This is a genomic window from Armatimonadota bacterium, assembly GCA_017993055.1.
Taxonomy (GTDB): domain Bacteria; phylum Armatimonadota; class UBA5829; order DTJY01; family DTJY01; genus JAGONM01.
Map to the genome: position 1 here is coordinate 86,567 of JAGONM010000001.1, position 23,653 is coordinate 110,219.

19 protein-coding genes and 1 tRNA gene are annotated in these 23,653 nt (G+C 62.9%); 8 read left to right on the top strand and 12 right to left on the bottom strand.

Features of this window, described 5'->3' with window-relative positions; translation table 11 throughout:
* The first annotated feature begins 30 nt into the window (after window positions 1-30).
* The 6 genes from KBC96_00385 (at window position 31) to KBC96_00410 (ending at window position 7,342) form a co-directional block, all read left to right on the top strand.
* Window positions 31-2,496, top strand: a complete 2,466-nt coding sequence (locus tag KBC96_00385; protein ID MBP6962844.1) for an alpha-galactosidase — start codon at window positions 31-33, stop codon at window positions 2,494-2,496.
* 163 nt (window positions 2,497-2,659) lie between these two features.
* Window positions 2,660-2,989 carry a hypothetical protein gene (locus KBC96_00390; protein MBP6962845.1) on the top strand — a complete coding sequence of 110 codons (330 nt, stop codon included), beginning with the start codon at window positions 2,660-2,662 and terminating at the stop codon, window positions 2,987-2,989.
* Window positions 2,990-3,138: 149 nt separating this feature from the next.
* Window positions 3,139-5,118, top strand: a complete 1,980-nt coding sequence (locus KBC96_00395) for an alpha-galactosidase (protein MBP6962846.1) — start codon at window positions 3,139-3,141, stop codon at window positions 5,116-5,118.
* Between the two features lie 17 nt (window positions 5,119-5,135).
* A complete protein-coding gene (locus KBC96_00400; protein MBP6962847.1) occupies window positions 5,136-5,570 on the top strand; it encodes a hypothetical protein in 435 nt (144 codons plus the stop codon).
* Between the two features lie 33 nt (window positions 5,571-5,603).
* Entirely contained in the window at window positions 5,604-6,539 is a 936-nt protein-coding gene (locus KBC96_00405) for a serine hydrolase (GenBank protein ID MBP6962848.1), read from the top strand.
* A gap of 188 nt (window positions 6,540-6,727) precedes the next feature.
* Window positions 6,728-7,342, top strand: a complete 615-nt coding sequence (locus tag KBC96_00410) for a type II secretion system protein (GenBank protein MBP6962849.1) — start codon at window positions 6,728-6,730, stop codon at window positions 7,340-7,342.
* 115 nt (window positions 7,343-7,457) lie between these two features.
* Here KBC96_00410 and KBC96_00415 read toward each other — a convergent pair whose 3' ends face one another.
* From KBC96_00415 to KBC96_00435, 5 genes are all read right to left on the bottom strand, one after another.
* Window positions 7,458-9,767, bottom strand: coding sequence for an Rne/Rng family ribonuclease (locus KBC96_00415; protein MBP6962850.1), 2,310 nt, complete (start codon window positions 9,765-9,767; stop codon window positions 7,458-7,460).
* A 69-nt stretch (window positions 9,768-9,836) separates the two neighbouring features.
* On the bottom strand, window positions 9,837-10,496 hold the full coding sequence (locus KBC96_00420; protein MBP6962851.1) for a TIGR03936 family radical SAM-associated protein: 660 nt from the start codon (window positions 10,494-10,496) through the stop codon (window positions 9,837-9,839).
* The gene (locus tag KBC96_00425; protein ID MBP6962852.1) at window positions 10,471-12,315 is read right to left on the bottom strand and encodes a TIGR03960 family B12-binding radical SAM protein; all 1,845 of its coding nucleotides are present in this window, start codon (window positions 12,313-12,315) and stop codon (window positions 10,471-10,473) included. The genes KBC96_00420 and KBC96_00425 overlap by 26 nt, the downstream gene beginning before the upstream one ends.
* A gap of 185 nt (window positions 12,316-12,500) precedes the next feature.
* The gene (locus tag KBC96_00430; protein ID MBP6962853.1) at window positions 12,501-13,799 is read right to left on the bottom strand and encodes an insulinase family protein; all 1,299 of its coding nucleotides are present in this window, start codon (window positions 13,797-13,799) and stop codon (window positions 12,501-12,503) included.
* On the bottom strand, window positions 13,796-15,085 hold the full coding sequence (locus KBC96_00435; GenBank protein ID MBP6962854.1) for an insulinase family protein: 1,290 nt from the start codon (window positions 15,083-15,085) through the stop codon (window positions 13,796-13,798). Before KBC96_00435 ends, KBC96_00430 begins: the two co-directional genes overlap by 4 nt.
* A 74-nt stretch (window positions 15,086-15,159) precedes the next feature.
* Between KBC96_00435 and KBC96_00440 the strand changes: the two genes are divergently transcribed.
* Both KBC96_00440 and KBC96_00445 read left to right on the top strand, forming a co-directional pair.
* A tRNA-Pro gene (locus tag KBC96_00440) sits at window positions 15,160-15,237 on the top strand.
* A gap of 35 nt (window positions 15,238-15,272) precedes the next feature.
* Window positions 15,273-16,757: a SpoIID/LytB domain-containing protein gene (locus KBC96_00445; GenBank protein ID MBP6962855.1), complete on the top strand. Its 1,485-nt coding sequence runs from the start codon at window positions 15,273-15,275 to the stop codon at window positions 16,755-16,757.
* Window positions 16,758-16,771: 14 nt separating this feature from the next.
* Here KBC96_00445 and KBC96_00450 read toward each other — a convergent pair whose 3' ends face one another.
* The 7 genes from KBC96_00450 to KBC96_00480 form a co-directional block, all read right to left on the bottom strand.
* Window positions 16,772-18,115, bottom strand: coding sequence for an FAD-binding protein (locus tag KBC96_00450; protein MBP6962856.1), 1,344 nt, complete (start codon window positions 18,113-18,115; stop codon window positions 16,772-16,774).
* Window positions 18,112-18,561, bottom strand: coding sequence for an SRPBCC family protein (locus tag KBC96_00455; GenBank protein ID MBP6962857.1), 450 nt, complete (start codon window positions 18,559-18,561; stop codon window positions 18,112-18,114). The genes KBC96_00450 and KBC96_00455 overlap by 4 nt, the downstream gene beginning before the upstream one ends.
* Window positions 18,562-18,573: 12 nt before the next feature.
* Window positions 18,574-19,188, bottom strand: coding sequence for a transcriptional repressor LexA (lexA, locus tag KBC96_00460; GenBank protein MBP6962858.1), 615 nt, complete (start codon window positions 19,186-19,188; stop codon window positions 18,574-18,576).
* A 156-nt stretch (window positions 19,189-19,344) separates the two neighbouring features.
* A complete protein-coding gene (locus KBC96_00465; protein ID MBP6962859.1) occupies window positions 19,345-19,764 on the bottom strand; it encodes an archease in 420 nt (139 codons plus the stop codon).
* Window positions 19,765-19,830: 66 nt separating this feature from the next.
* Complete coding sequence (gene gyrA / locus KBC96_00470) at window positions 19,831-22,275, bottom strand: DNA gyrase subunit A (protein ID MBP6962860.1); 2,445 nt, start codon at window positions 22,273-22,275, stop codon at window positions 19,831-19,833.
* Window positions 22,276-22,446: 171 nt separating this feature from the next.
* Window positions 22,447-22,983, bottom strand: a complete 537-nt coding sequence (locus KBC96_00475) for a PEP-CTERM sorting domain-containing protein (GenBank protein ID MBP6962861.1) — start codon at window positions 22,981-22,983, stop codon at window positions 22,447-22,449.
* A 229-nt stretch (window positions 22,984-23,212) separates the two neighbouring features.
* Window positions 23,213-23,572 carry a PEP-CTERM sorting domain-containing protein gene (locus tag KBC96_00480; GenBank protein MBP6962862.1) on the bottom strand — a complete coding sequence of 120 codons (360 nt, stop codon included), beginning with the start codon at window positions 23,570-23,572 and terminating at the stop codon, window positions 23,213-23,215.
* Between the last annotated feature and the right edge of the window lie 81 nt (window positions 23,573-23,653).

Genomic DNA, 23,653 nt, shown 5'->3' on the forward strand with positions numbered 1-23,653 from the left:
AGGGAGTGTATAACAGAGCCTGGAGGGATCGTGAACACTGACATGATGACATACCGCATACTAACAGGATTGGTGGTGCTGATGATGGCAACGTCGCTGGATGCAGCGATTCCGACTGCGAATGAGATGTCCGAGGCGCGGATGTGGGCCGCTGCCCGGTTCGAGGGGAAGGTGGAAACGCCGCCCGCGAAGCCGGGACTGATTGTATTGGCCAACAACGATCCCGTGCAGAGAAACGGCCGCCACGAGAAGCCGATGGTGATCGCGGGGAAGCAGTACACTCGCGGGCTCTACTGCCACGCGGTGAGCAAGGTGATCGTGCGGCTGCCGGGACCGAGCAAGTCGTTCAGCGCCGTCGTCGGCGTGGACAGCAACGAGCAGACCTCCGGCGGTCGAGGCAGCGTTGTCTTCGCGGTCAAGGTCGGCGGCGGGGAGAAGTTCAACTCCGGCGTGATGCGCGAGGGGATGCCCGGGGTGCCGGTTTCGGTCGATCTCGGCGGCGCGACCGAGTTCGTGCTGGAGGTCGGCGACGCGGGCGACGGAATCTCGTGCGATCAGTCCGACTGGGCCGATGCGAAGGTCCTGCTGGCGAACGGCGAGACGGTGTGGCTCGGCGAACTGCCGATCATCACGGACATGGCGCGGACATACTCCACCGATCCGCCGTTCTCGTTCGTATACGGCGGCCAGTCGTCCTCCGAACTGCTCGAGACCTGGAAGATGGAGAGAAGCTCGAAGAAGCTCGACTCCAACCGGGAGCAGCGGACGATCATCTGGACCGATCCGGCGACGAAGTTGCAGGTCCGATTCGTCGCCGTCGAGTACAAGGATTTCCCGACTCTGGAGTGGACCGTCTACTTCAGGAACACAGGTTCCGCCGATACGCCGATCCTGGAGAAGATCCAGGCGCTCGACGTCACCTTCGAGCGCAACGCGGAGGGCGAATTCGCGCTCAACCACAACACCGGCAGCCCGTACTGCCCGACCGACTATCAGCCATTGTGGGATGTGCTCGCTCCCGGCGCATCAAAGCGGATCACCACCAATGGCGGGCGTCCGACGAACAGCGATCTGCCCTACTTCAACATCGAGTGGCCCGGCGAGGGGGTCATCGCCGTCCTCGGGTGGCCGGGGCAGTGGGCGTCGGAGTTCACGCGCGATCAGACGAACGGCCTGCATGTCGTTGGCGGTCAGGAACTGACGCATCTGAAGCTCATACCCGGCGAGGAGATCAGGTCGCCGCTCGTCGTCCTGCAGTTCTGGCAAGGTGATCGCGTCCGCTCGCAGAACGTCTGGCGGCAGTGGATGATGGCGCACAATACGCCCCACCCCGGCGGCAGGTACCCCGCGCCGCACATGGCGGGATGCAGTTCGCACCAGTTCGGCGAGATGATCCATGCCGACGGTGAGAGCCAGAAGTTTTTCGTGGACCGCTATCTCGAGGAGAAGCTCCCGCTCGACTACTGGTGGATGGACGCCGGATGGTACATCAACAAAACCGGCTGGCCGCACACCGGCACGTGGGAAGTTGACACGAAGCGCTTCCCCGGCGGTCTGCGGGCGATCACCGATCACGCACACGCGAAGGGCGTCAAGAGCATCGTCTGGTTCGAGCCGGAGCGCGTCACGCCGGACACGTGGCTCTATGACACGCATCCGGAGTGGCTGCTAGGCAGGGACGGGGAGCAGAAGCTGCTCGACCTCGGCAACCCCGATGCGAGGAAGTGGCTCACGGAGCACGTTGACGGCCTGCTCGTCTCGCAGGGCATAGACCTCTACCGCCAGGACTTCAACATGGATCCGCTCCCCAACTGGCGCGAGAACGACGCCGAAGACCGGCAGGGGATCACCGAGAACCATCACGTCACGGGCTACCTCGCCTATTGGGACGAGCTTCGGCGGCGTCACCCGGACATGCTGATTGATACCTGCGCGTCCGGCGGACGGAGGAACGACATCGAGACTCTCCGGCGGGCAGTGCCGCTCCTCAGGAGCGACTGGCTGCTCGAGCCGACGAGCCAGCAGAACCACACCTACGGCATCGCCTCGTGGATTCCCGCATACGGCACGGGCGTGAACCAGTTCGAGCCGTACAGCTTCCGGAGCAACATCTGCCCGTATATCAACGCCTGCTACGACATGCGCAAGCGCGACTCTGACTGGGATGCGGCGCGCCGCCTCATCGGCGAGTGGAAGAGCATCTCGCCGTACTACTGCGGGGACTACTACCCGCTGACGCCGTTCAGCCCGGAGAACGACGTCTGGATGGCCTGGCAGTTCGACCGCCCGGACCTCGGCGAGGGTGTCGTGCAGGTCTTCCGCCGGCCGAACAGCATCTACGAGTCGGCGCGGTTCAGGTTCCGAGGCCTTGATCCCGAGGCGCGGTACAGCATCTCCGGCGAGGTCTACACCGGCAAGGACCTCGTGGAGACCGGCCTGCTCGTGTCGCTGCCGAATCAGCCGGACTCGGCGATGATTGTATACAAGAAGCTGTAGCGGGCACCAGCACCGTCCAGCCCTGAGTGATGCATAGCATCGTATCGAAGGGCGGTCTTGCAGGACACCCGTCGGCTGGACCTAACCGTCCTTCGATACACGCTCCAGAGAGCGCACTCAGGACTGGACGGTCATATCCCCGATTCGCGGATGGAGAGGCACAGTGAGCATCGTGTGGATGGTGGCATTCTGGTTGATGCAGGCGGCAGCGCAGGTCCTGTTCAAATACGGGAGTCTGACGCCCGGGCGCTGGCTCTTCGGCTTCATCGCGGGCAACGTGTTCGGGGCCTCGAGCATCTGGTTTCTGATGCTGCTCTACAAGTCGATGAACCCGGCACTCGCCCTCGGACTGGGCACGGGCGGCGGATTCCTCTGCGCCCAGATCGCGCTCCTGCTCATCTTCCGCCAAGGAGTCTCGCCGATCCAGTACGGGGCGATGGCGCTGGTGTCGGTCGGCATGGCGCTCTTCGCGATGGGAATGAAGGCGGCGTGAGACAGCACAACCCAGATGTTTCGGTAGCAGAACCTGGTGGCGCTGCCGAAGCATCGGACTAGATACGAGGGGCTTCGGTAGCGCCATCCACCAGAGTGGACTCTGCTCCCGAAGCATCTAGTTTCCGACCGCAGACTGGAGATGGAGCTGTGCAGATTGCTCAAACGATCGCTGGAGTTGCCATACTCATGATGATTGCGCAGACATCGTATGCGATCGAGCCCACTAGGGCCGAGATGCAGACCGCTCACCAGTGGGCGGCGGCGAACTTCGGCGGGAAGGCGGATGTGCCGTTCTCGTTCATCTACGACGGCAAGCCCTTCGACCCGAAGGCCTGGAAGTGCGAGCGCGCGTCGAAGAAGCTCGATGCCAACCGCATCCAGCACACTCTGACCTACGCCGAGCCGAAGGGCCTGCAGGTCAGGTGCGTCGGCATCGAGTACACCGACTTCCCGACCGTGGAGTGGACGGTCTATCTCAAGAACACCGGCACGGCAGATACGCCGATCATCTCCGACATCCAGGCGATCGACCTGCGCGTGGAAAGCAGCGGCCAGGGCGAGTTCATCCTCCACCATCACGCCGGGACGACAGTCACTCCGCGCGACTTCGAGCCGCTCGAGACTGTGATTAAGCCGAAGGAGAGCATCCGCTTCGCGCCGCCGGGCGGACGCCCGCTCGGGGTCGTCTTCCCCTACTTCAACCTGGAGTGGGAGAACCAGGGCATGATCGCCGTCGTCGGGTGGCCCGGCCAGTGGGCGGCCGAGTTCGCACGGGACGAGGCGCTTGGCCTTCGGATCGAGGCCGGCCAGGAGTTGACGAAGCTCGTGCTCCATCCCGGCGAGGAGGTCCGGACGCCGCTCGTCGTCCTGCAGTTCTGGCAGGGCGACCGCGTCCGCTCGCAGAACATCTGGCGGCGCTGGATGGTCGCGCACAACCTCCCGCGGTTCGGCGGCAAGCTCCCTCAGCCTCAGATGCCGGCGGTCAGCGGCAACCATTTCCCCGGCCTGCTCTGCAACGAGAAGGACGAGATCCTCTTCCTCGACCGCTACGCCGAGGAGGGGATCAAGCTCGACTATTGGTGGATGGACGCCGGGTGGTATCCGAACAAGGGCGACTGGACTAGCGTCGGGACGTGGGAGGTCGATAAGACGCGGTTCCCCGGCGGCCTGCGCGCGGTGAGCGACTATGCGCGTCAGCGTGGCATCAAGACGCTGGTCTGGTTCGAGCCGGAACGCGTCACGCCGGGCTCGTGGCTCTACGACACTCATCCCGAGTGGCTGCTCGGCACGGACGGCGGGCAGAAGCTCCTCGACCTCGGCAACCCGGAGGCACGCAAGTGGGTGACCGACCACATCGACAAGCTGATGACCGAGCAGGGCATCGACGCATACCGCCAGGATTACAACATCGATCCGCTCTCCTACTGGCGCGGGAACGATGCCGATGACCGCCAGGGGATCACCGAGAACCATTACGTAACCGGCTACCTCGCGTTCTGGGACGAGCTTCGACGGCGGCGGCCAGACATGCTGATCGACTCCTGCGCGTCCGGCGGGCATCGGAACGACCTGGAGACGATGCGCCGGAGCGTGCCGCTCCTCCGAAGCGACTACATCTTCGACCCGGTTGGCGAGCAGTGCCACACCTACGGGCTGGCGTCCTGGCTGCCGTACTACGGGACGGGGTTCATCGCCTTCGACACGTACATCTTCCGCAGCACGATGTGCCCGAACACGACCCTCGGTCCGGATGTCCGGCGCACGGACATCGACTGGCCGCTCCTTCGGAAGCTGATCGGCGAGTGGCGTCAGGTGGCCGACTACTACTACGGCGACTTCTACCCGCTCACGAAGTACACACTGGAGTACGATCAGTGGATGGCCTGGCAGTTCGACCGCCCGGACCTCGGCGCTGGGATGGTGCAGGCATTCCGTCGTCCGAACAGCGCCTACGAGTCGGCGAGGTTCCGCCTCCAGGGCCTAGATCCCGCGGCACGGTATGCGGTGACCGACCTCGACTCGAAGGAAACCGTCGAACTGACCGGGAAGGAACTGATGGAGAACGGCTGGCTCGTGACTCTCAAGAAGCAGCCGGAAGCGGCTGTGATTGTCTATAAGAAAAGGTAGCTGAGGAGGTAATCAGCATGGAGAAGTACGTCCCGCAGATTCTCAAAGCACTGGCGATCGTCCTCGTGGGCTACCTGGTGATGATGATAGGCAACGGTCTGGGCTCACTGGCGGTTAGTATCATCGGTGGACATATGGTCGGCCTGGTGGGAGCGGTGTTGGCGGGTATCGCGGCCGGATGCCTGACCGCGTTCATGTACAGACGAAACGTGCCGTACCTGGCGCCGATCCTTGCAGCCCTACCCGTTCTGTTCTCGTGGTTCGGGCGGCATGCCCGCTCGACACGGGTTACCTATGTATATAAGAACGGCACGCTGATACCGACGGGCAGCCCGCACCCGCAGCCTGTATACTCGGTGCTTATCATGCTATTGGCTGTGGCGATGGTGGTGAGTGTGATAGCCTATCTCATATCCCGCAGGATAGCGAACAAGGCGTCTGCTCGGCCCTGATATTGCCGATCTCATATCGACAAGGAGACCCACATGCGACGACAATGCATCATGTTTCTGATCGGAATTCTGATCTGCGCGGTATCCGCGTCCGCCGAAACGCTCAATGAACTGAAGGCGAAGATGGACAGGGTGGCGGAGGGATTCCACGGCACGCTCGGATACAGCCTCCACTACCGGGGCAAGCCGGACGAGCGGATCGAACTCCGGGGCGACGAGACCTTCCCCACCGCCAGCACCATCAAGACAACCATCATGTGCGAGGCGATGCACCAGATCGAGCAGGGCAAGGTCGGCTGGAACGACCCGATCGAGGTCCAGCCGAAGGACGACGACCGCCAGGAGGGCGGGTTCGCCTACTACTTCAAGGAGGGCACGAAAATCCCGCTCTGCCAGTGGGTCCATCTGATGATCACCGTGAGCGACAATACGGCGACGATGCTCCTCCGCGAGCACCTCGGCCAGAAGAACGTGAACGACTGGCTCGAATCGAAGGGCTTCAAGACCACCAGGCTGCTCAACGGCAAGAAGTGCGACGAACTCGGGCTCCGGCCCCTCCAGCAGAAGTGGGGACTCGGGATGACCTCGCCGAACGAGATGGTCAAGCTGTTCGAGATGATCGTCGACAAGAAGGCGGGCAGCCCGGCCTCCTGCGAGCGGATGCAGAGGATCCTCACCCATCAGTACTGGGACGACTGCATCCTCTACACCGTGCCGCCGGACGTTCATACGGCCGCGAAGAGCGGGGCGATCAACCGGTCGAAGTCCGATGTGGCGGTGGTCGACAGCCCGGGCGGGCAGTACGTCCTGGCGATCTACACCAAGGACCAGGAAGACCAGCGCTGGACCGACGACAATGAGGGCGTCGTGGCAATCCGCAAGCTCGCGGAGATGGTGTGGAAGCACTACAATCCGAAGAGCAAGTGGCACTCACCCGAGGGCGCGGTGAAGCTCGTGCCGGGCGGGTAGGGAAACACGAATCGCACGAATGGACGAACGAGCCCTGGCATCCGCTGGCGTCTTGGCGGTTAGTCGCATCATCCTGGAACAATGCCCGCAGGTCAACTAGTCTAACAAGTGTAACACGTCTGGGAGAACCTCCCGTTGGAAGAATGATGCTGCAGGGGACATGAACGTGCCCCCGGGGGAGGTTCGCCATGAAGTACCGCAGGGGTTTCACTCTCATCGAGCTTCTCGTCGTCATCGCGATCATCTCCATTCTGGCCGCGATGCTCTTCCCCGTGTTTGCCACCGCGCGGGCGAAGGGGCGCCAGATATCGTGCCTGAGCAACCTGCGGCAGATCGGGATGGCAATCGCCCTCTACCAGCAGGACTACGGCGGACTCTTCCCCGCCTCGAACTGGGCCGCCAGCGGCAGTCCGCCTGCGCCGCCGTTCGACGTCACCACCGGCGGGCTCTTCCCCTACATAAGATCGCAGGGGGTTTACGTCTGCTCCACCGACTCCGAGGGGTCCGTCAAGGGTCTGAGCTATGAGTTGAACGCCAACCTCCTGAGTATGCCCGAGGCGTCGCTCGACAGCCATTCCACGACGGTGGTGCTGCTCGACGCGAAGGTGGACGACTCTGTGTTCGTCGTCGGCAGTCTCGAAGACGACGCGGCGGTCCAGGCGTTCACTTCCGAGACGAGGGACCAGATCACCGGAGACGCGATGAACGCGGACCACCTGGATACCGCGAACGTCCTCTGGGCGGACGGACACGTGTCCAGCGCGCGCTACGGGCAGGTCACGACCGCGATGTTCGACAGGTAGCAGACAAGGATTCGACGGATTGAGGGATTGAGCCCCGTGGGTCGGGTGACCCACGGGGTTTTGTGCTTCGCATATCGGCCCCGACGACGGGAGTCGGCAGGGCATCCGCCGGACGCTAATCGGCCGGTCGGGGCTCACCACCGGACGGAGGGGTTTCCCCACCCTCCGGCGCATCTGGCGGCCGCTGGGAACGCGACCGGGACCTGCGCCCGCCTCTCGGACGAGACCTGCGCTTAGGCGGAGCCTCCTGCTCACCCTCTGGCTGAGCTTCCGGCTCGATCACGGGCTGAACCGGCTCCTCGGCCGGCGGCTGAGGCTCCCGATTCTGCTCGGGCTCGGGTTCCGCTCGACGCCTTGACCCGCCGCGCCGCCGGGAACCCCTCGACCGGCTCGGTCGGGGCTCCTCCCTGGCTTCGGTTTCGAGGTCGAGGACCTCGGCGGGCTTTTCGATCGGCACGGGCACGGGCTCGATCCGCTGCCTGGGCTCGTCACGTCGGCGGGGCTCACGCTCGACCGGCTCCCGGAGCTCTTCGCGAGGTTGAACCTCGCGCTCGACTCGCTGTCGGGGTTCTTCCCGTCGGCGGGGCTCGCGTTCGATCTTCTCGCGAGGCTCCTCTCTCGGCGGACGCTCCCGCTCGGGCTTCTGGCGGGGCTCACGCGGTCTGCGAGAGTCCCGCTCGCCCTGAGACGCCGTCGTCCGCTCGGCTCTGTGCGAGAACGCCGTCGTCGGCTCACACTTCACCGCACCGGTAACCTCGCCGTCGGCGAACGAGCGATTGACGCTCGTCAGCCGGGCCGTCACCTTCTGGCCGATGTACTTCCCGCCGTTCGCGAGGTCCACCATGTAGCCGTTCGCCCACGCCGCGGCCCTCGGCAGGCTGACAAACGGGCTGCGCACGACCTCACACTCGACGATCTGCCCCTTCTTGAAGGACAGCATCTGAGCCTCTATCTCCTGCAGGTCGCCCGGCTGGATATCGTAGCTCTCGATATGCTGATCGTGGACTCCGCGAACGTACACGGCGCGCCGCATCTGCTTCTCGATGAGTTCGATCGTCTCGCCCCGTGGGCCGATCAGGTACTCGGCAACCTCCGGGTTGAGCGTGACGAGGAACGCCTCATCGTCCACCAGGGCGGCCCGCTGCATCAGCTCGCGTTCGACGTTGATGCTGACCGACTCGGGCGACAGGATGTGCCCTCGTCCCTGGCAGTACGGGCAGGCCTCGCTGATCAGCTCGGAGATGGTTTCTCCGGTGCGCTTGCGGGTCATCTCGATCAGGCCCAGAGGGCTTATGTTCGAGATCTTGGTCCGCGTGCGGTCTTTTTTCAAGGCCCGTTCCAGCGCATTCACGACCTGCGAGCGGTCTCTCGCGCTCGACATATCTATGAAGTCCATGATGATGATCCCGCCGATGTCTCGAAGCCTGAGCTGCCGGGCAATCTCCGCCGCGGCCTCCAGGTTCGTCTTGAGGATCGTATCGGACAGGCTGGTGCTCCCGATGAACTTGCCCGTGTTCACGTCAATGGTGGTCAGCGCCTCGGTCTGGTCAATGGTTATGTGACCACCGGACTTGAGCCACACCTTGCGCTTGAGCAGGCGGTCGATCTCGTTTTCGACGGCGAACCGCTCGAAGATCGGCTCAGGATCATCATAGAGAGCCAGGCGCGACTTCAGTTTCGGCGATATCAGCCGCACGACGTCGAGAGCCTTCTCGTACTCCGCCTGGGAGTCTATGAACATCTTCTGGATGCTCGACCCGAAGACGTCCCGGATCGTCTTGAAGACGAGGCTGAGGTCCCGATAGACCAGTCCCGGCGCCTGAGTCGTCTTCGACTTTTCCTGGATCTCCTCGTGCATGCGCGTGAGGAACTCCATGTCGGCGCGGATATCGCGGTCGCCCCGGCCTTCGGCCTCAGTCCGGACGATCAGGCCGCAGTTCGCGGGCTTGATCTTCTCCACGATCTTCTTCAGCCGATCGCGCTCGGCGGCCTCGTCTATCTTCCGCGAGATGCCGATATTGTCGGCGTCGGGCATCAGGACCAGGTATCGGCCGGGCAGCGAAACCCTTGTGGATACGCGGGCTCCCTTCGTCCCTCGCGGGGCCTTGACGACCTGAACCATCAGTTCCTGACCAACCTTGATCAGGTCCTTGATGTTGGCCCTGTGGGCTTCCTTCTTGGCCGAAGGGTCTTCCTCTCCCGCCTCGGGCAGTACGTCGCCCGCGTAGAGAAACGCATTGCGCTCGAGCCCGATATCCACGAACGCAGCATCCATTCCCGGAAGCACGTTTGCCACCCTGCACTTGTAGATACTGCCCGCCACCCGCTCCTCGCGCTCCATCTGAAGCTCGACCAGCTTGCCGGCATCTATGAGCGCCATCCTCGTTTCGCGAGTGCCTACGTTGATGATGATCTCTTTTGACATTGTTTCACCTCCTTTCAAATCGGAACCCAGGATTCGGACCTTCGGATTGGGCTTCCGCCCTTCAACCCTCTAGTCCTCGACCCCTCGGCTCCTGATCTTGTGTATGTTCTCTACGCCCAACCCAGGAAGGCGCTCGATCAGCGCCTCGATGAGGTCCTGGGGGCGTCCGCCGCCGGAACTCCCGGCGGTCAGGGCCGCTGTCAGCGCCAGTTTCCCATCGGAGCACTCCTCGATCTCGATCCCGAGGATATGCGGGCGTATATCAACCTCTTTCTCTTCGTTCCGCTGCCGCATCACCTTCACTTCGGCGGCAGACAGCATCTCGTCCAACACCCTCTGCGCGGCGCGCCCATCCAGTTCCTCGGGACAGCGGAGCGTGATCCGGTACACCGCCGCGTTCAGCTTCGAGAGCGGCGACTTGACGCCCTCGGGCAAGTCCTCGGCGCCGAGAACCTGGATCCCCGCCGGAAGGACCTCGTTCAGCCGCGCCATGATCTCCGCCGCCGGAACGGACTCGGTCAGGTCGAGCACGACCCACTCGTCTTCGCTCGTCACGCCGACTCCGAGAGCGCCGCCGAAGTGCATCTTCGGCCTCGGGTTGAACCCCGAGGAGTAGACCACCGGCACATGGGCCCGGCGGATCGCATGCTCGAACGAGCGCATCAGGTCCAGATGTCCGATGTACCTGACCTGCTCGCCCTTTCTAAGCCGCAGCAGGACACGGAACATCGCATTCCTCTCCGGGCACGAACCGCGCCATCCCGCAGCCCGTGCACCTGTCCAGCCGGCAGTCCTGAGTCGTCTCGGCTCTCTCCGCCCGGTCGTTCTCCGCGGCCAGGAAATCCTTTGTCACGCCGCAGTCAATGTGATCCCACGGAAGCACTTCATCACGCAAACGCTCTCTGTTTGCGTAGAAGGCAGGGTCAAGTCCCGCCTCCTCGAAAGCATCGAGCCAGACCCGAAGGTCGAAATGCTCGCACCATGCGTCGAGCCGTGAACCCTTTTGCCAGGCAAGGTATATCGCCTCCCCGACCCTACGGTCACCTCGCGCGAGCACAGCCTCGATCATGCTGGTGCGCGAGTCGTGCCAGCTCACCTTGACCGCGCGGTCGGTAATCGCGTACCGGACCAGCGTCTGCTTCCGCTCGATCTCCTCGATCGTGTCCTGCGAATGCCACTGAAACGGTGTGTGCGGTTTCGGCACGAACGACGCGATGCTGACGTTGACATTGGGCTTCCGGCCCATTACCTTCCGCCCGATCCGCGTGACATGCATCGCGAGGCGCGCGATCCCACGAAGGTCTTCGTCGGTCTCGGTCGGAAGTCCGATCATGAAGTAGAGCTTGATCGTCTGCCACCCGCATCGAAACGCCTCCTCGACGGCGCTGAAGAGGTCTTCCTCGGTGACGTTCTTGTTGATGACGTCGCGCATCCGCTGAGTCCCGGCCTCGGGCGCGAGAGTGAGTCCGCTCTTCCGCACCTTCTGGATTTCCGCGGCAAGGGCGATGCACGGCGCGTCCGCGCGGATGGATGGAAGCGATATGCCGATCTTGGTGGGCTCATACTTCTCGATAATCTCCCGCACGAGTTCGCGTATCTCGGAGTGGTCGGTCGCGGAGAGCGACATCAGCGCGATCTCGTCGTAGCCGGTGCTCTCGACGAGCGCCTCCGCTTCCTCCATCAATCTCCCTCGGGAGCGTTCCCGCGCGGGCCGATACACCGTCCCCGCCTGGCAGAAACGGCAGCCCCGGGAGCACCCGCGCATGATCTCCAGCGCGATTCGATCGTGCACGGTTTCGATGAAGGGTACAACCGGGCGGTCGGGAAAATCGGCGTTCTCGAAGTCCCAGACGACGCGCCGGGTGACGCTCTCAGGTGCTGACTCATCGTTCGGCTCGACGGCGCGGACAGTGCCGTCGTCGTTGTAGGAGACGTCGTAGAAGCTCGGAACATACACGCCGCCGATTTCCGCGAGCTTGCGCAGGACTGCGGACTTGCCCTCGGCGCGGTGTGCCTTCACGGCATCAATGATCTCATGGACGATCTCCTCGCCCTCACCGATGACGAACGCATCTACGAATTCCGCAAGCGGCTCCGGGTTGACCGTGCAGCATCCACCTGCGATGACCAGTGGCCACTGCTCCGCCCGCTCCGCCGATCTGACCGGCAGCCCGGAGAGATCGAGCATATTGAGTACCGCAGTATACGAGAGTTCGTATCCAAGCGAGAAGCCGACTACGTCGAACTCGCCGATGGGAGTCCGGGTCTCGATGCTGAATAGCGGGACTGCCGAGCGGCGCATCTCGTCCTCCATGTCGGTCCACGGGGCGAACACGCGCTCGGCGGCGACGTCGGCGCGGCGGTTGAGCGTGTGATAGAGGATGCGCATGCCGAGGTTGGACATGCCGATCTCGTAGGTATCCGGAAACGCGAGGGCGAACGTAACCGCCGCCTTGGAATGGTCCTTGACCACGGCGTTGTACTCGCCACCGGTGTACCGCGCAGGCCTGGTGACGCGCGGAAGAATCTCGGTCAGTCTCTGAAGCATGTAATATATCACCCCGACGAATCTCTCGCCGGAGAAAAAGGATCGCATTCGCGAGGCCCAACAAACAAAACGCCGGCCTATCCGACGCCGCTCTTCGCGGGGTGTCGAGACGCCGGCATGCGGAACCTGTCGCCGGTATTATATCACCACGCTAGACCGCCCGTCAAACAGCAGCGGCCGACCGTCTACGGCCCCACCGGGACGACAGCCGCGGGGCGGGAGAAGATGTCGCGGCAGACCCGTTCGAGATCGGTTCTAGATACGGCTCGGACCAGGGCATCGTATTCGCTGTCATAGCGGTACCCGAGGCCCAAGGCCTCGTAGATTCCGAGGTAACGGGCGCGGTCGCGGGTGCGTTCTCGCCCTAGGGCGTGCGAGCCTATGAGATACCTCTTCGCTCGCTCGACATCGTCGTCGGCGAACCTCCCGTCTGCAAGCTCCGAGGCGAGCGCGAGGATCTGGTCCTTTACCGCCTGCCCCGCATCGGGCCCTCTCGAGGAGTCGAGTCCGACGAACGCCGCGATGTGACCCGCCTCCTTGAGCATCGGATAGATGCTGCCGACATGATAGCCGAGCCCCTGCCCCTCGCGAAGCCTGGTGAACATCAGAGCGCTCTTGTTCCCTCCGAGCAGAACGTTCGCGATGCAGGCCGCAGGATAGTCCTTGTCCGTAACTGGAGGAGCGGGAAAACCGACCATCACGTATGACGCGGCAAGGTCGGCCTCAACCTCCGGAGGTTCGTCGGCTCGTGGAATGTAGGTTGCCGCGACCTCGCGCTGGGGCGCGTAGTCCATTCCGCCGAAACGAGAGGCGACGACGCGGGAGATGCTCGTCGGGTTCACATTGCCGACTACCGATATCACGATGCTGCCCGGGGTGACCTTCTTTCGATAGAAATCCTCCAACTGCGCACGGGTGACACCCTCGACGACCTTCGGATCGCCTAGGAAGGCCCCACCGTACGGCCCGCCGCCGTTCATCCGCGCGACGAGAGCGTAGTAGGCCGCCTGGTACGCATTGTCCTGCAGCGTCCTGCTCTGCTTCAGGAGTGATGCCTTGGCGCGCTCGACGGCGGCGGAGTCGAACGAGGGTTTCCGCACGGCCTCAGAGAGCAGGCCGACGGCGTCGGCGCACATCTCGGGCAGGGTGACGGCGTAGATCTCGATGTAGTCCCACTGCCGGACTGCATGGAAGTTGCCGCCGACCTGAGAAAAGAGTTGAGAGAGCTTGCGAGGCGAACGGCCCTCCGTCCCGGAAAGAAGCGTCCCGGCGAGGAGATGGCCGATCCCCGAGTTAGAGTCGTCCTCCCGCGCGGCGCCGACGCGGATAAAGACCTCGATAGCGGCGATGCGCGATTCGGGCTCGGGCTTGACGAGGAGCGTGAGGCCGTTGCTCAGGATCGTCTTCTCGACGCCGGTCCGGGCATACGCGGGCATCAGGAGGACTATCGCAAGCAAAAACAGACACGAGATCATTCGCCTCATTCCGACGCCTCCGACACAAGGGTAACCGCAGCGTAGCTCTCGGAGGCAAAGCACTTGGCGGCCACTGACTCGACATCACCGACGGTGATGGCCCTGACGGTCGGAACGTACTTCAGCGCAAGGTCGCAGGATGCGATCGTCTCGTAGAAGCCGAGGGCGCGCGCCTGCCCAGCGAGGGTCTCCTGCTCGAAAAGATAGCGTCCCTCTATGAGCCGCCTCGCATAGGATACTTCGTCCTCTGTGACTCCGGGCCGTCTGATCTCGCTGACGATCGCGGCACGTGCCTTCTCGGCATACTCAGGTTCGACAGCCGCGATCACCGCAAGGAAACTCGGATCGCGGCGAGTGACGTAGTCGGTCCTGATCTTCGTGAACGGGACACCCTCGCGCACGAGGGCGTCGGCGATGCGGCCGTGCGCGGTGCCCCCGAGGACGATCTCGATCACGTCCATCACGCAGACCTCCCTGAAATCGGCGATCCCCGGGGCGCGGAATGCGACCGCGACGTGGGCCTGCGCGGACCTGTGCGGGAGCGACTGGATTCGGGGAGCATCGAGGCTCTGCTCCGGATGCGATACCCTGGGCGACGATGGGCGATCGAAACCGGCGAAGGCCCTCTCGACCAAGGCGACGACGTCGGCCGAGCGGACTCTCCCGGCGATGACGACCGTAGTGTTCGCCGGGGTGAAGTATGCGCGGTGGAAAGCCACGAGGTCATCCCGGGTGATCCGGGCGATCGTCGCCCGCGAGCCGACCTGCGGGCGCCCGTAGGGATGGTTCAAGTACAGCAGCCCCGCGACGCGATCGAGAGCATACTGGAAGGGATCGGCTTCGCTCCGCGCAAGCTCGTCGAGTATGACGCGGCGTTCCTTCTCGACCTCCTCCTCGCGGAACACCGCGTTGACGACGGCATCTGCCAGGGCGTTCAGCGCCGTCGGGAGCGCGTCGCTCGGAACGGTAGTGTAGAAGTGGGCGTAGTCATGCGTAGTACCGGCATTGAGATCCGCGCCAACGCCCTCGATCTCGCGATCGAGCTGCCCGGGGCCGTACCTGTCGGTCGCCTTGAAGATCATGTGCTCGATGAAGTGGGCGGTTCCGCACTTCTCCGGCAGCTCGTTGACCGCTCCGGCGCGGACCCAGATGTCGAGCGCGGCGAGGTCGGTGGAGTTCCCCTCCCGGACGATCACCTTCAGGCCGCTCGGGAGAGTCGTGACGGAAACGTCATCGGCCCATGCTGGAGCGACGAGCAAGAGCAGTGCGAGGGTCAGGATATGAAGTCGGTTCATAATGAACTAACTCAAGAATACCGCATTCGTGCCTATTGCGCAAGCGTAGGTTTTGTGCTACAATTGTGCCGCGTCGGGGTGTAGCTCAGTTTGGTAGAGCGCTCGGTTCGGGACCGAGAGGCCCGCGAGTTCAAGTCTCGCCACCCCGACCATTTTCGTCTTTGAGCGATCCGCGAGGAGGACTCATTTGACCGCGCGGCGTCCCGAGATTCACCGGAAGACAATGCCCTCACTCCTGCGGCTTCCCCTGCTCGCAGTTCTTTTGACGCTTGCCGCCTCACCATCTGTTCCCGCCGCTTCGACCATTCCCGAGACTATTCGTGTCGGTCTGGGATCGTGCGTGGGGCACCCGACCTCGATCACGCTGAAGGCCAACGAGCCGATGATCGCCACCGACATGGACACGAAGGCGGTAGTCGCGGAGATCGAGACCGGGAAGGAGATCACTCTACGGCTGAGCGGGAAGCTGCTCGAGTTGGAGACGCCCGTTACTGCGCCGTTATCGTATGCGCCGGACCAGACGGAGACGTCGGACGCGTCAGACGGACCACAGCCTGCCTGCGAGGAACCCGCCGAAGTACCCTCTGCCCCACCTACCTTCAAGGGCCCGATCAGGATCGCCTCCCGGACGGCTGAGGGCATCATCGAGATCGTCTCTCCGAAGCTTCGGTACAGGCACTACCGGGAATCGCTCGAAGTTCTCGGCGGATCGAGGATCACGGTCGTCAATGAGTTGAGCGTCGAGCATTACGTCTGCGGCGCCGCACCGACTGAAATCCCCGCGAGTTTCCATCCAGAAGCCCAGAAGGCGCTCGTCGTCGCGGCGCGGACGTACGCCGTTCGAAGTCTGGATCGGCACAAGGCAGAGGGTTTCAACATATGCGACACGATCCACTGCCAGGGTTTCGCGGGCGTGGATCGGGAAGCCGAGTGGGTGCGCAGAATCGTGGAAGCCACCCGCGGAGAGATCATCACCTACAGAGGCGAGCCGATCTTCGCGTGCTATTCGGCCGACTGCGGCGGGATGACGCAGAACAGCGAAGACTCGGGGATGATCAAGGCGCCGTACCTGCGGTCGGTGTCGGACAGCATCAGCGGAGAACCGAGTCTGGTAGTGAACACGCGGCCCGCAACGCAGACCCTTGAGCCGTCCGACCAGTCTGACTTGCCCGACGCGTCGGACATCGAACAACCCGGAGCCTGCCCCGCACCGCCGATGACCGAGTTCGAGAAGCCGGCGGACGGCGACTACTGCCGAGCGTGCCCGGCGCACACATGGACGCGAACCTACTCCGCCGCCGATCTGGAGAGGGTCTTCAACCGGTCGTCGAGTACGAAGGTCGGGAAGCTGATCTCGATGGAGTTCGCGGAGTACGACTGCTCGGGACGCGTGACGACGATCATCATCAAGGGCGAGGACGGCGAGAAGCGGATCACCGGTTCGCGTTTCCGAGACCTGTTCGGCCTGAGCACGATCATGAGCACGCGGATGGCGCTCACCGTAACCTCCGAGGGCAACTACGTCATCGAGGGCCGTGGATACGGGCACGGCGTCGGGCTCTGTCAGTGGGGCGCGAACGGCCTTGCGAAGTCGGACCCGAAGTGGACCTACATCGAGATCCTCAGGCACTATTACACGGACATCGAGATCAAGGTCCTCGGGGAGCAGTGAGCAGTTCCCGAACCTTACCGCCGCTTGATGATCTCACGCGCGGATATGACCCCCGCTACCGATGCCTGGACGAGGCCCCTCGTGACTCCTGCCCCGTCGCCGATCGTGAACAGGTTCTCGATGTCGGTTTCCAGCGATGGCGTCAGCTTGAGCCTCGATGAGTAGAACTTCACCTCGACCCCATAGAGCAGCGTGTGCCTCGACGCCACTCCCGGCGCGAGGTTGTCCATCGCGTCGAGTATCTCGATGATCCCCGACATGTGGCGGTACGGCAGGACGCAGCTCAGGTCGCCGGGAACGGCGGTCTTGAGCGTCGGGACGGTCAGCCCGCCTTCGATGCGCGACCAGGTCGAGCGCCGCCCGGCCTTCAGGTCGCCGAGCTTCTGAACGATCACGCTTCCGCTGAGCAGGTTGGAGAGCGATGCGATGTAACGGCCGTAGGTGATTGGCTCCTTGAACGGTTCGGTAAACATCGTCGAGACGAGAAGCGCGAAGTTGGTGTTCTCGGTCTTCTTGTGCGCGTAACTGTGCCCGTTGACCGTCGTGACGCTCTCGTTGTACTCCATCACGACCTCGCCGTGCGGGCAGACGCAGAAGGTGCGCACCTTGTCGCCGAACGTGCGGGAGTAGAAGACGAGCTTCGGCTCGTATACCTTGCCGGTGATCTCCTCCAGCACGGGAGCCGGAAGCTCGACGCGGACGCCGACATCCACCGGGTTCACGATGGACTCGAGTCCGAGTCTTCGAGACTCCTCCAGCAGCCAGTCAGCACCTTCCCGCCCCGGAGCGGCGATTACGTAGTCGGCCTCGATCGTGTCACCCGAAGTCAGTTCGACTCCGGCGACGCGGTTGTTGTGGACGATCAGCCGGGCGACGCTCGTCTCCGTCATGATGTCCGCGCGCGGGCGAATCACATCGCGCATCGCCCGCAGGACGTCGGGCCACCGGTCAGTCCCGACGTGGCGGATGGCGCTGGGAATGAGCTTCAGATCGGCGAGGATCGCCCGGCGCGCGAGTTCCTCGACCTCTTCGTCGTTAGTGCCGTAGACCCTGTCCGGAGCCCCGTATTCCATGTATACGCCGTCAACGTATTCGATCAGGCGTTTCAGTTCGTCTTCGGAAACGTAGGCGTTGAGTTGGCCGCCGACCTCAGTCGAGAGGGTGAGCTTCCCGTCGGAGAAGGCACCCGCGCCTCCCCAACCGGACAGCAGGGAGCGTTTCGAGGCCTTCACCCGGTCCTCGATGTCGCTGCCCTTGTCAATGACGGCGGTCTTCAGCCCCTCGATCTTCGCCAATTCGAGCGCGGCGAAGATACCTGCGGGCCCGGCCCCGACTATAATGACATCGTACTTCTTCATCCACTCTCCACTTGTTTCTTGATCGCCGCGAGCATGCCGTCAATGTTCTGCTGCATCTTGCGGGCGACGAGCGTCTTCAGGAGCGGCCCCAGCATCGGGATGTCGTACTCGAAGTCAATCACAGACGTGAACTTCGTGCCCCCGTCCGCGGATTCGAAGGTCCAGATGCCGGAGTAGCTCTTGAAGTCGCCCTTGCGGAGCTTGAACCGGCAGGTTTTCGCCTGATCGTCCCACTCGTCCTCCTCGACCCACTTGATCGTGGCCTTGAACTCCTTGATGATCCCGACGAACTCCGTGACCAGATTCCTGCCGTCGCCGCTACGCTCCAGGATAGTCACGCTCTTGACGTCGGGCATGAACTCGGGGAACGCCTCGACGTTCTTGGCGAGGGCATAGGTCTTCTCGACATCGCCGTTGATGAGCACGGAACTTTCGATTCTAGGCAATCCCTTCTCCTTCTACATCTTCCTGACAAGGCCGACGACTTTGCCGATGATCGCGGCGTCCTCGACGATGATCGGCTCCATGGACGAGTTCGCGGGCTGGAGGCGGATGTGCCCGTTCTCGCGGTAGAAGCGCTTCACCGTGGCCTCGTTGTCAATCATCGCCACGATGCAGTCGCCGTTGTCGGCAACCGGCTGGCGTCGGACGATGACGAAGTCGCCGTCGCGGATGCCGTCCTCGATCATGCTCTCGCCCTGTACCTGAAGCATAAAGCCCTCGCCGCCCGCAAGGAAGTCCGCCGGGAGAGGGTAGGTCTCGTGGATGTCCTCCGCGGCGAGAGTCGGCTTGCCCGCGGCGACGCGCCCGACGATCGGGAGGTTGACCACCTGCCGGGGTTTGGCCTTGGATTCCAGGCCCGGGAGCAGCTTGATCGCGCGAGTGAGGACCGCATCGCGCCTGATGATGCCGGACTCCTCGAGGCTTCGCAGGTGGGCGTGGACGGTCGAACTCGAGCTGAGGTTGACCGCCTCTCCGATCTCCCGGACCGTCGGCGGGTAGCCCTTGAGGTCAATGTGCTGCAGGATGAACTGCAGGATCTGCCGCTGTCTCGGTGTCATCTGTTTCGTCATGCCAACCTCCTTCGGAGGAAACTCAAAGCGCGAAATTCGAAATTCGAAACAGTACCTGAATAAGCAAGAGAGCAAACAGGCAAGCAGCTTCCGGATTTCCCCTTTGCAGTTTTGCCTTTTGTTTCGTGCTTCGAGCTTCGAATCTCGGATTTGCCCTCACACGTCGAAGATTACTTGCGCTTCCCACCGCTCATCCATTCGGCGCACACAGAGATCGTGAAGCGTAACCGCCTTGACCGACGGGCCGAGCCACTCGATATCATCGCTGAACGGCAGGCCGCGCGCGACTGCCTTGAGCTTGGCGTCTACAACGCCCTCCACCCGAAAGTCAACAAACAACAGCCTATCCACTTCGAACTGATAGAGCAATTCCGCGAGCCAGGTTCGAAGCAGCGATTCGACTTCCGGCGCCTCGACCTCGATCTCACGAGACTCGACCGGCGTGTACTTCTCCAGATCGGCCATGAGGGAGAACATGCCGAATGCGGCGTTCTCGAAGAGCTCGTCGAGGCTCGACCCGTATGCGCGTATTCCCTTGTCGGCCGTATGTTCCAGCGGCTCGAAACGTTGCCGCATCGAAAGGATGTTCTCCCCTGAACCTTCGGGGGAGGGAGTACACCTCCCTCCCCAACACCGGAATGATTACTCCTCTTCGTCGTCTTCCTTGGTCGGGACGACGGCGAACGACGCCACGCTGTCGCCCGGCTCGAGGTTGATCATCTTGACGCCCATCGTGCTGCGCCCGCATGCGCGCACCTCGTTGAGCTTCATTCGGATTGCTATGCCGTTGGAGGTGAGCACGATCGCCTTGTCTTCCCCGCAGACGACCCGCCCGCCGACTATCTCGCCGCCCCGCTCGGTCATAGCCATCGTCTTGATGCCCTTGCCGCCGCGAGTCTGAGCGCGGTATGAATCGAGGTTCGTCCGCTTGCCGAGGCCCTTCTGGGATACGACCAGCAGCTCGCACGCAGGGCGGACGATGTCCATGCTGACCACGTAATCGCCGGGGCCGAGCGTGATGCCCCGGACGCCGCCGGATGCGCGGCTGGCGATGCGGAGGTTCTTCTCTGAGAACCGGATGGACATCCCCTTTCGTGTCACGAGAACGGCGTCGTCACCGCCCTTTGTGAGGCGGACCCACCGGAGTTCGTCGCCCTCCTCAAGGTCGAACGCGCGGAGGCCGTTCGCCCGCAGGTTGTGGAACTCCTGGATGGCTGTGCGCTTCACCTCGCCCAGCCTAGTCGCCATTACGAGGTATCCTTCGCCCTGCAGTTCCTTGACCGGGACCGTCGCCGTGATCGTCTCGCCCGACTCGATCTGGATCAGGTTGATGATCGCGGTGCCCATCGCCTGGCGAGTCGCCTGCGGGATCTCGTACGCTTTGAGGCGGTAGACTCGCCCCTTGTCCGTGAAGAAGAGGACGTAGTGGTGCGTGGTGGCGATGAAGATGTGCTCCAGCTTGTCCTCTTCCTTGGAGTTGGCGGCGAGCACGCCCCTGCCCCCGCGCCTCTGCGTGCGGTAGGTGTCTATCGGCACGCGCTTGACGTAGCCGTCGCGGGTGATGGTGACGATCGTCTCTTCCTCGGGGATGAGGTCCTCGTCGCCGATCTCCTCGGCCTCGACGGGGAAGATGCGGGTGCGCCGGTCGTCGCCGAGCTTCTCCTTGAGCGTCTTCAGTTCCTGCTTGATGATCTCGCGCACCTTGCGTTCGTCCGTCAGGATGTCTTCCAGGTAAGCGATCCGGCGTAGAAGGTCGCGGTACTCGTTCTCGATGTTCTCGCGCTCCAGGCCGGTGAGCTGGCGGAGCTGCATGTTCAGGATCGCCTCCGCCTGCACCTGGCTGAGGCCGAACCGGGACATCATCTCGGCGCGGGCGATATCCGTCGTGCGCGACTGGCGGATGATCTTGATGATCTCGTCGAGGTACTGGAGCGCGATCCGCAGACCCTCAAGGATGTGAGCGCGGGATTTCGCCTTCTCGAGCTCGAACCGGGTGCGCCGCGTGACGATCTCCTTGCGGTGCTCGACGTAGTAATGGATGATCTGCGCGAGGTTCAGGACCCTCGGAGTGCCGTCCACGAGCGCGAGCATGATCACGCCGAAGTTCGAGCGGAGGGCGGTGTGCTTCAGCAGGTAGTTCAGCACCTTCTTGGGATACGAATCGCGCCGGAGCTCGATTACGACGCGCATGCCGGTCCGGTCGCTGAAATCGTTGATATCGGTGATGCCGTCTATCTTCTTGCTCTTGACGAGGTCGGCTATCTGCTCGATGAGGCGCGCCTTGTTGACCTGGAACGGCAGTTCGGTGATGATGATGGCGGACTTGCCGTTCTCCATCGTCTCGGTGGCGGTCTGGGCCTGCATGGTGATCTGGCCGCGCCCGGTCTCGTAGGCCGAGCGGATGCCCTTCGTGCCGAGTATCAACCCCGCGGTCGGGAAATCCGGGCCCTGGACGTACTTCATCAGGTCGTCCGGAGTCGCATCGGGATTGTCAACCAGGTGGATGGTAGCGTCGCATATCTCGCTGAGGTTATGCGGCGGGATGTTCGTCGCCATGCCGACGGCGATTCCGGCGGAACCGTTGCACAGCAGGTTGGGGAGCTTCGCGGGGAGGACGAGCGGCTCCTTGGTGGTCTGGTCATAGTTCGGCTGCCAGTCCACGGTGTCCTTGTCGAGGTCCTCGAGCATCTCCATCGCGTAAGGCGACATCCGCATCTCCGTGTAACGCATGGCCGCGGGAGGGTCGCCGTCTATCGAGCCCATGTTGCCCTGCCCGTCTATGAGCGGGTATCGGGCATTGAAATCCTGCGCCATGCGGACCATGGTCGGGTAGATGATCTGCTCACCGTGGGGGTGGTAGTTTCCCGAGGTGTCGCCGGCGATCTTGGCGGACTTGCGGTAGTGGGCGCCGGGGGTGAGGTGGAGGTCGTGCATCGCCATGAGGATTCGGCGCTGGACGGGCTTGAGGCCGTCGCGGACGTCCGGAAGGGCTCTGGCGATGATCATACTCACGGCATAGCCGAGGTACGATCTCTTCATCTCGTCTTCGATGTTTACGGGCACGACTTCGCGGGCGATGTTTTCCACAGGCTCCACTCCTGAAAAGGTCCGAACGCGGGCACGGATGTTCGGTGCTATTATAAGGGAAGCCTCGCGGCGGTGTCAAACGAGATGTAAGGAGGCCGCAGGGATGGAGAAGGCGTGAGGATGGTGAGCAGACGGGCGGAAATCGCCCGTCTGCCCTGAGCATATTGGGAGTCACGCCCGGCCGCGGACGCGCCTCCTCAGCGCCACCCCGAGGATGCCGATTCCACCCACTCCGAGCGCGAGCACTGGTGACGGTTCGGGGACAGGAACCGGCAGCAGAGTGCTTCCTGGGTGTTGGCTGGTACCGTACCACTGCCAGTTGGTGGTAGTCTCCCAAGGCAGACGGTAGTATCCGGTCGGAACTCCAACGGGCACCGCAAAGTTGAATGTCGCGGACTGGCCAGGCCGTATCGAATCATTGCCGAATTGCATTAGGGACCATCGGATTTCTGCCAAGCCGAGCCTGGTGTTGAACGTAACATACCATTGTGAACTTGGGCCAGTGACGTTGCGTATCAGGGGGAGCGACGTGGCCGGCAGATAGAGATAGAAACCGGTCAGGTCTTCGGCAAGCACGTTTGTCACCTGATATGTGTACAGTGTCACTGCAACGGATTGGTCGACGTTCGCAGTGACCATGGGGTACTGTGCCATCGTGGCCCGAGCAAAGTAGCATAGCAGAACAGCGCAATATGCGACAAGTCGCATAGGATACCTCCTCTTCTTCAAAGAGCCCGGGCGTGCTCACTCCAGGATCTTGAACGCCAGCAGTCTTTCGCCTTCAGCCCTGGCCGTAACGAACACCCACCTGTTGCCGCCGGCACCGACACTGTAGGCAACCGCAGGGCTGGAGCAGATGAAGCCGCTGTTCTGATGGGCGCAGTATGCTGCCTCAAGTGACAAGTCGGTGGCACTGAGAGCGTACAAGACCCCGTTGTTATTGCCGACGCCGCCTAGCCCACGACCAACCGACCGCCGCCAATCCGGGTCCGAGCGCCAGGAGCGAGGACGGCTCGGGGACTGGTGTTGGTACGACCGTTCCATAACAGGCGCTGGGGACCGCCCGCTGCATGACAAAGTAGTCAATCTGCGTTGGAAGCTGCGGGAATGTGGCCTCACAGCCAACGAGGGTTCCTCCGGGTGGCAACTCATCGTTGCCGGATGCTGCCATCCAGTCTGTATACCGCGTGAATACTGTAGCGTACCAACCGTCTGGCGATGTCAGACCAAAGGAGTCGATGCGCTGGAAGCCCCACCTATAGACGGCGTATTCTCCGGCCGTCACGTTGAAGCTCATCCTGTACCCTCCCTCAACCTGCCAGTACGCCGCTGTCACTTGGGGCGATGCTGAGGCACGGCTGAGCAGCAGGCCGGCTAG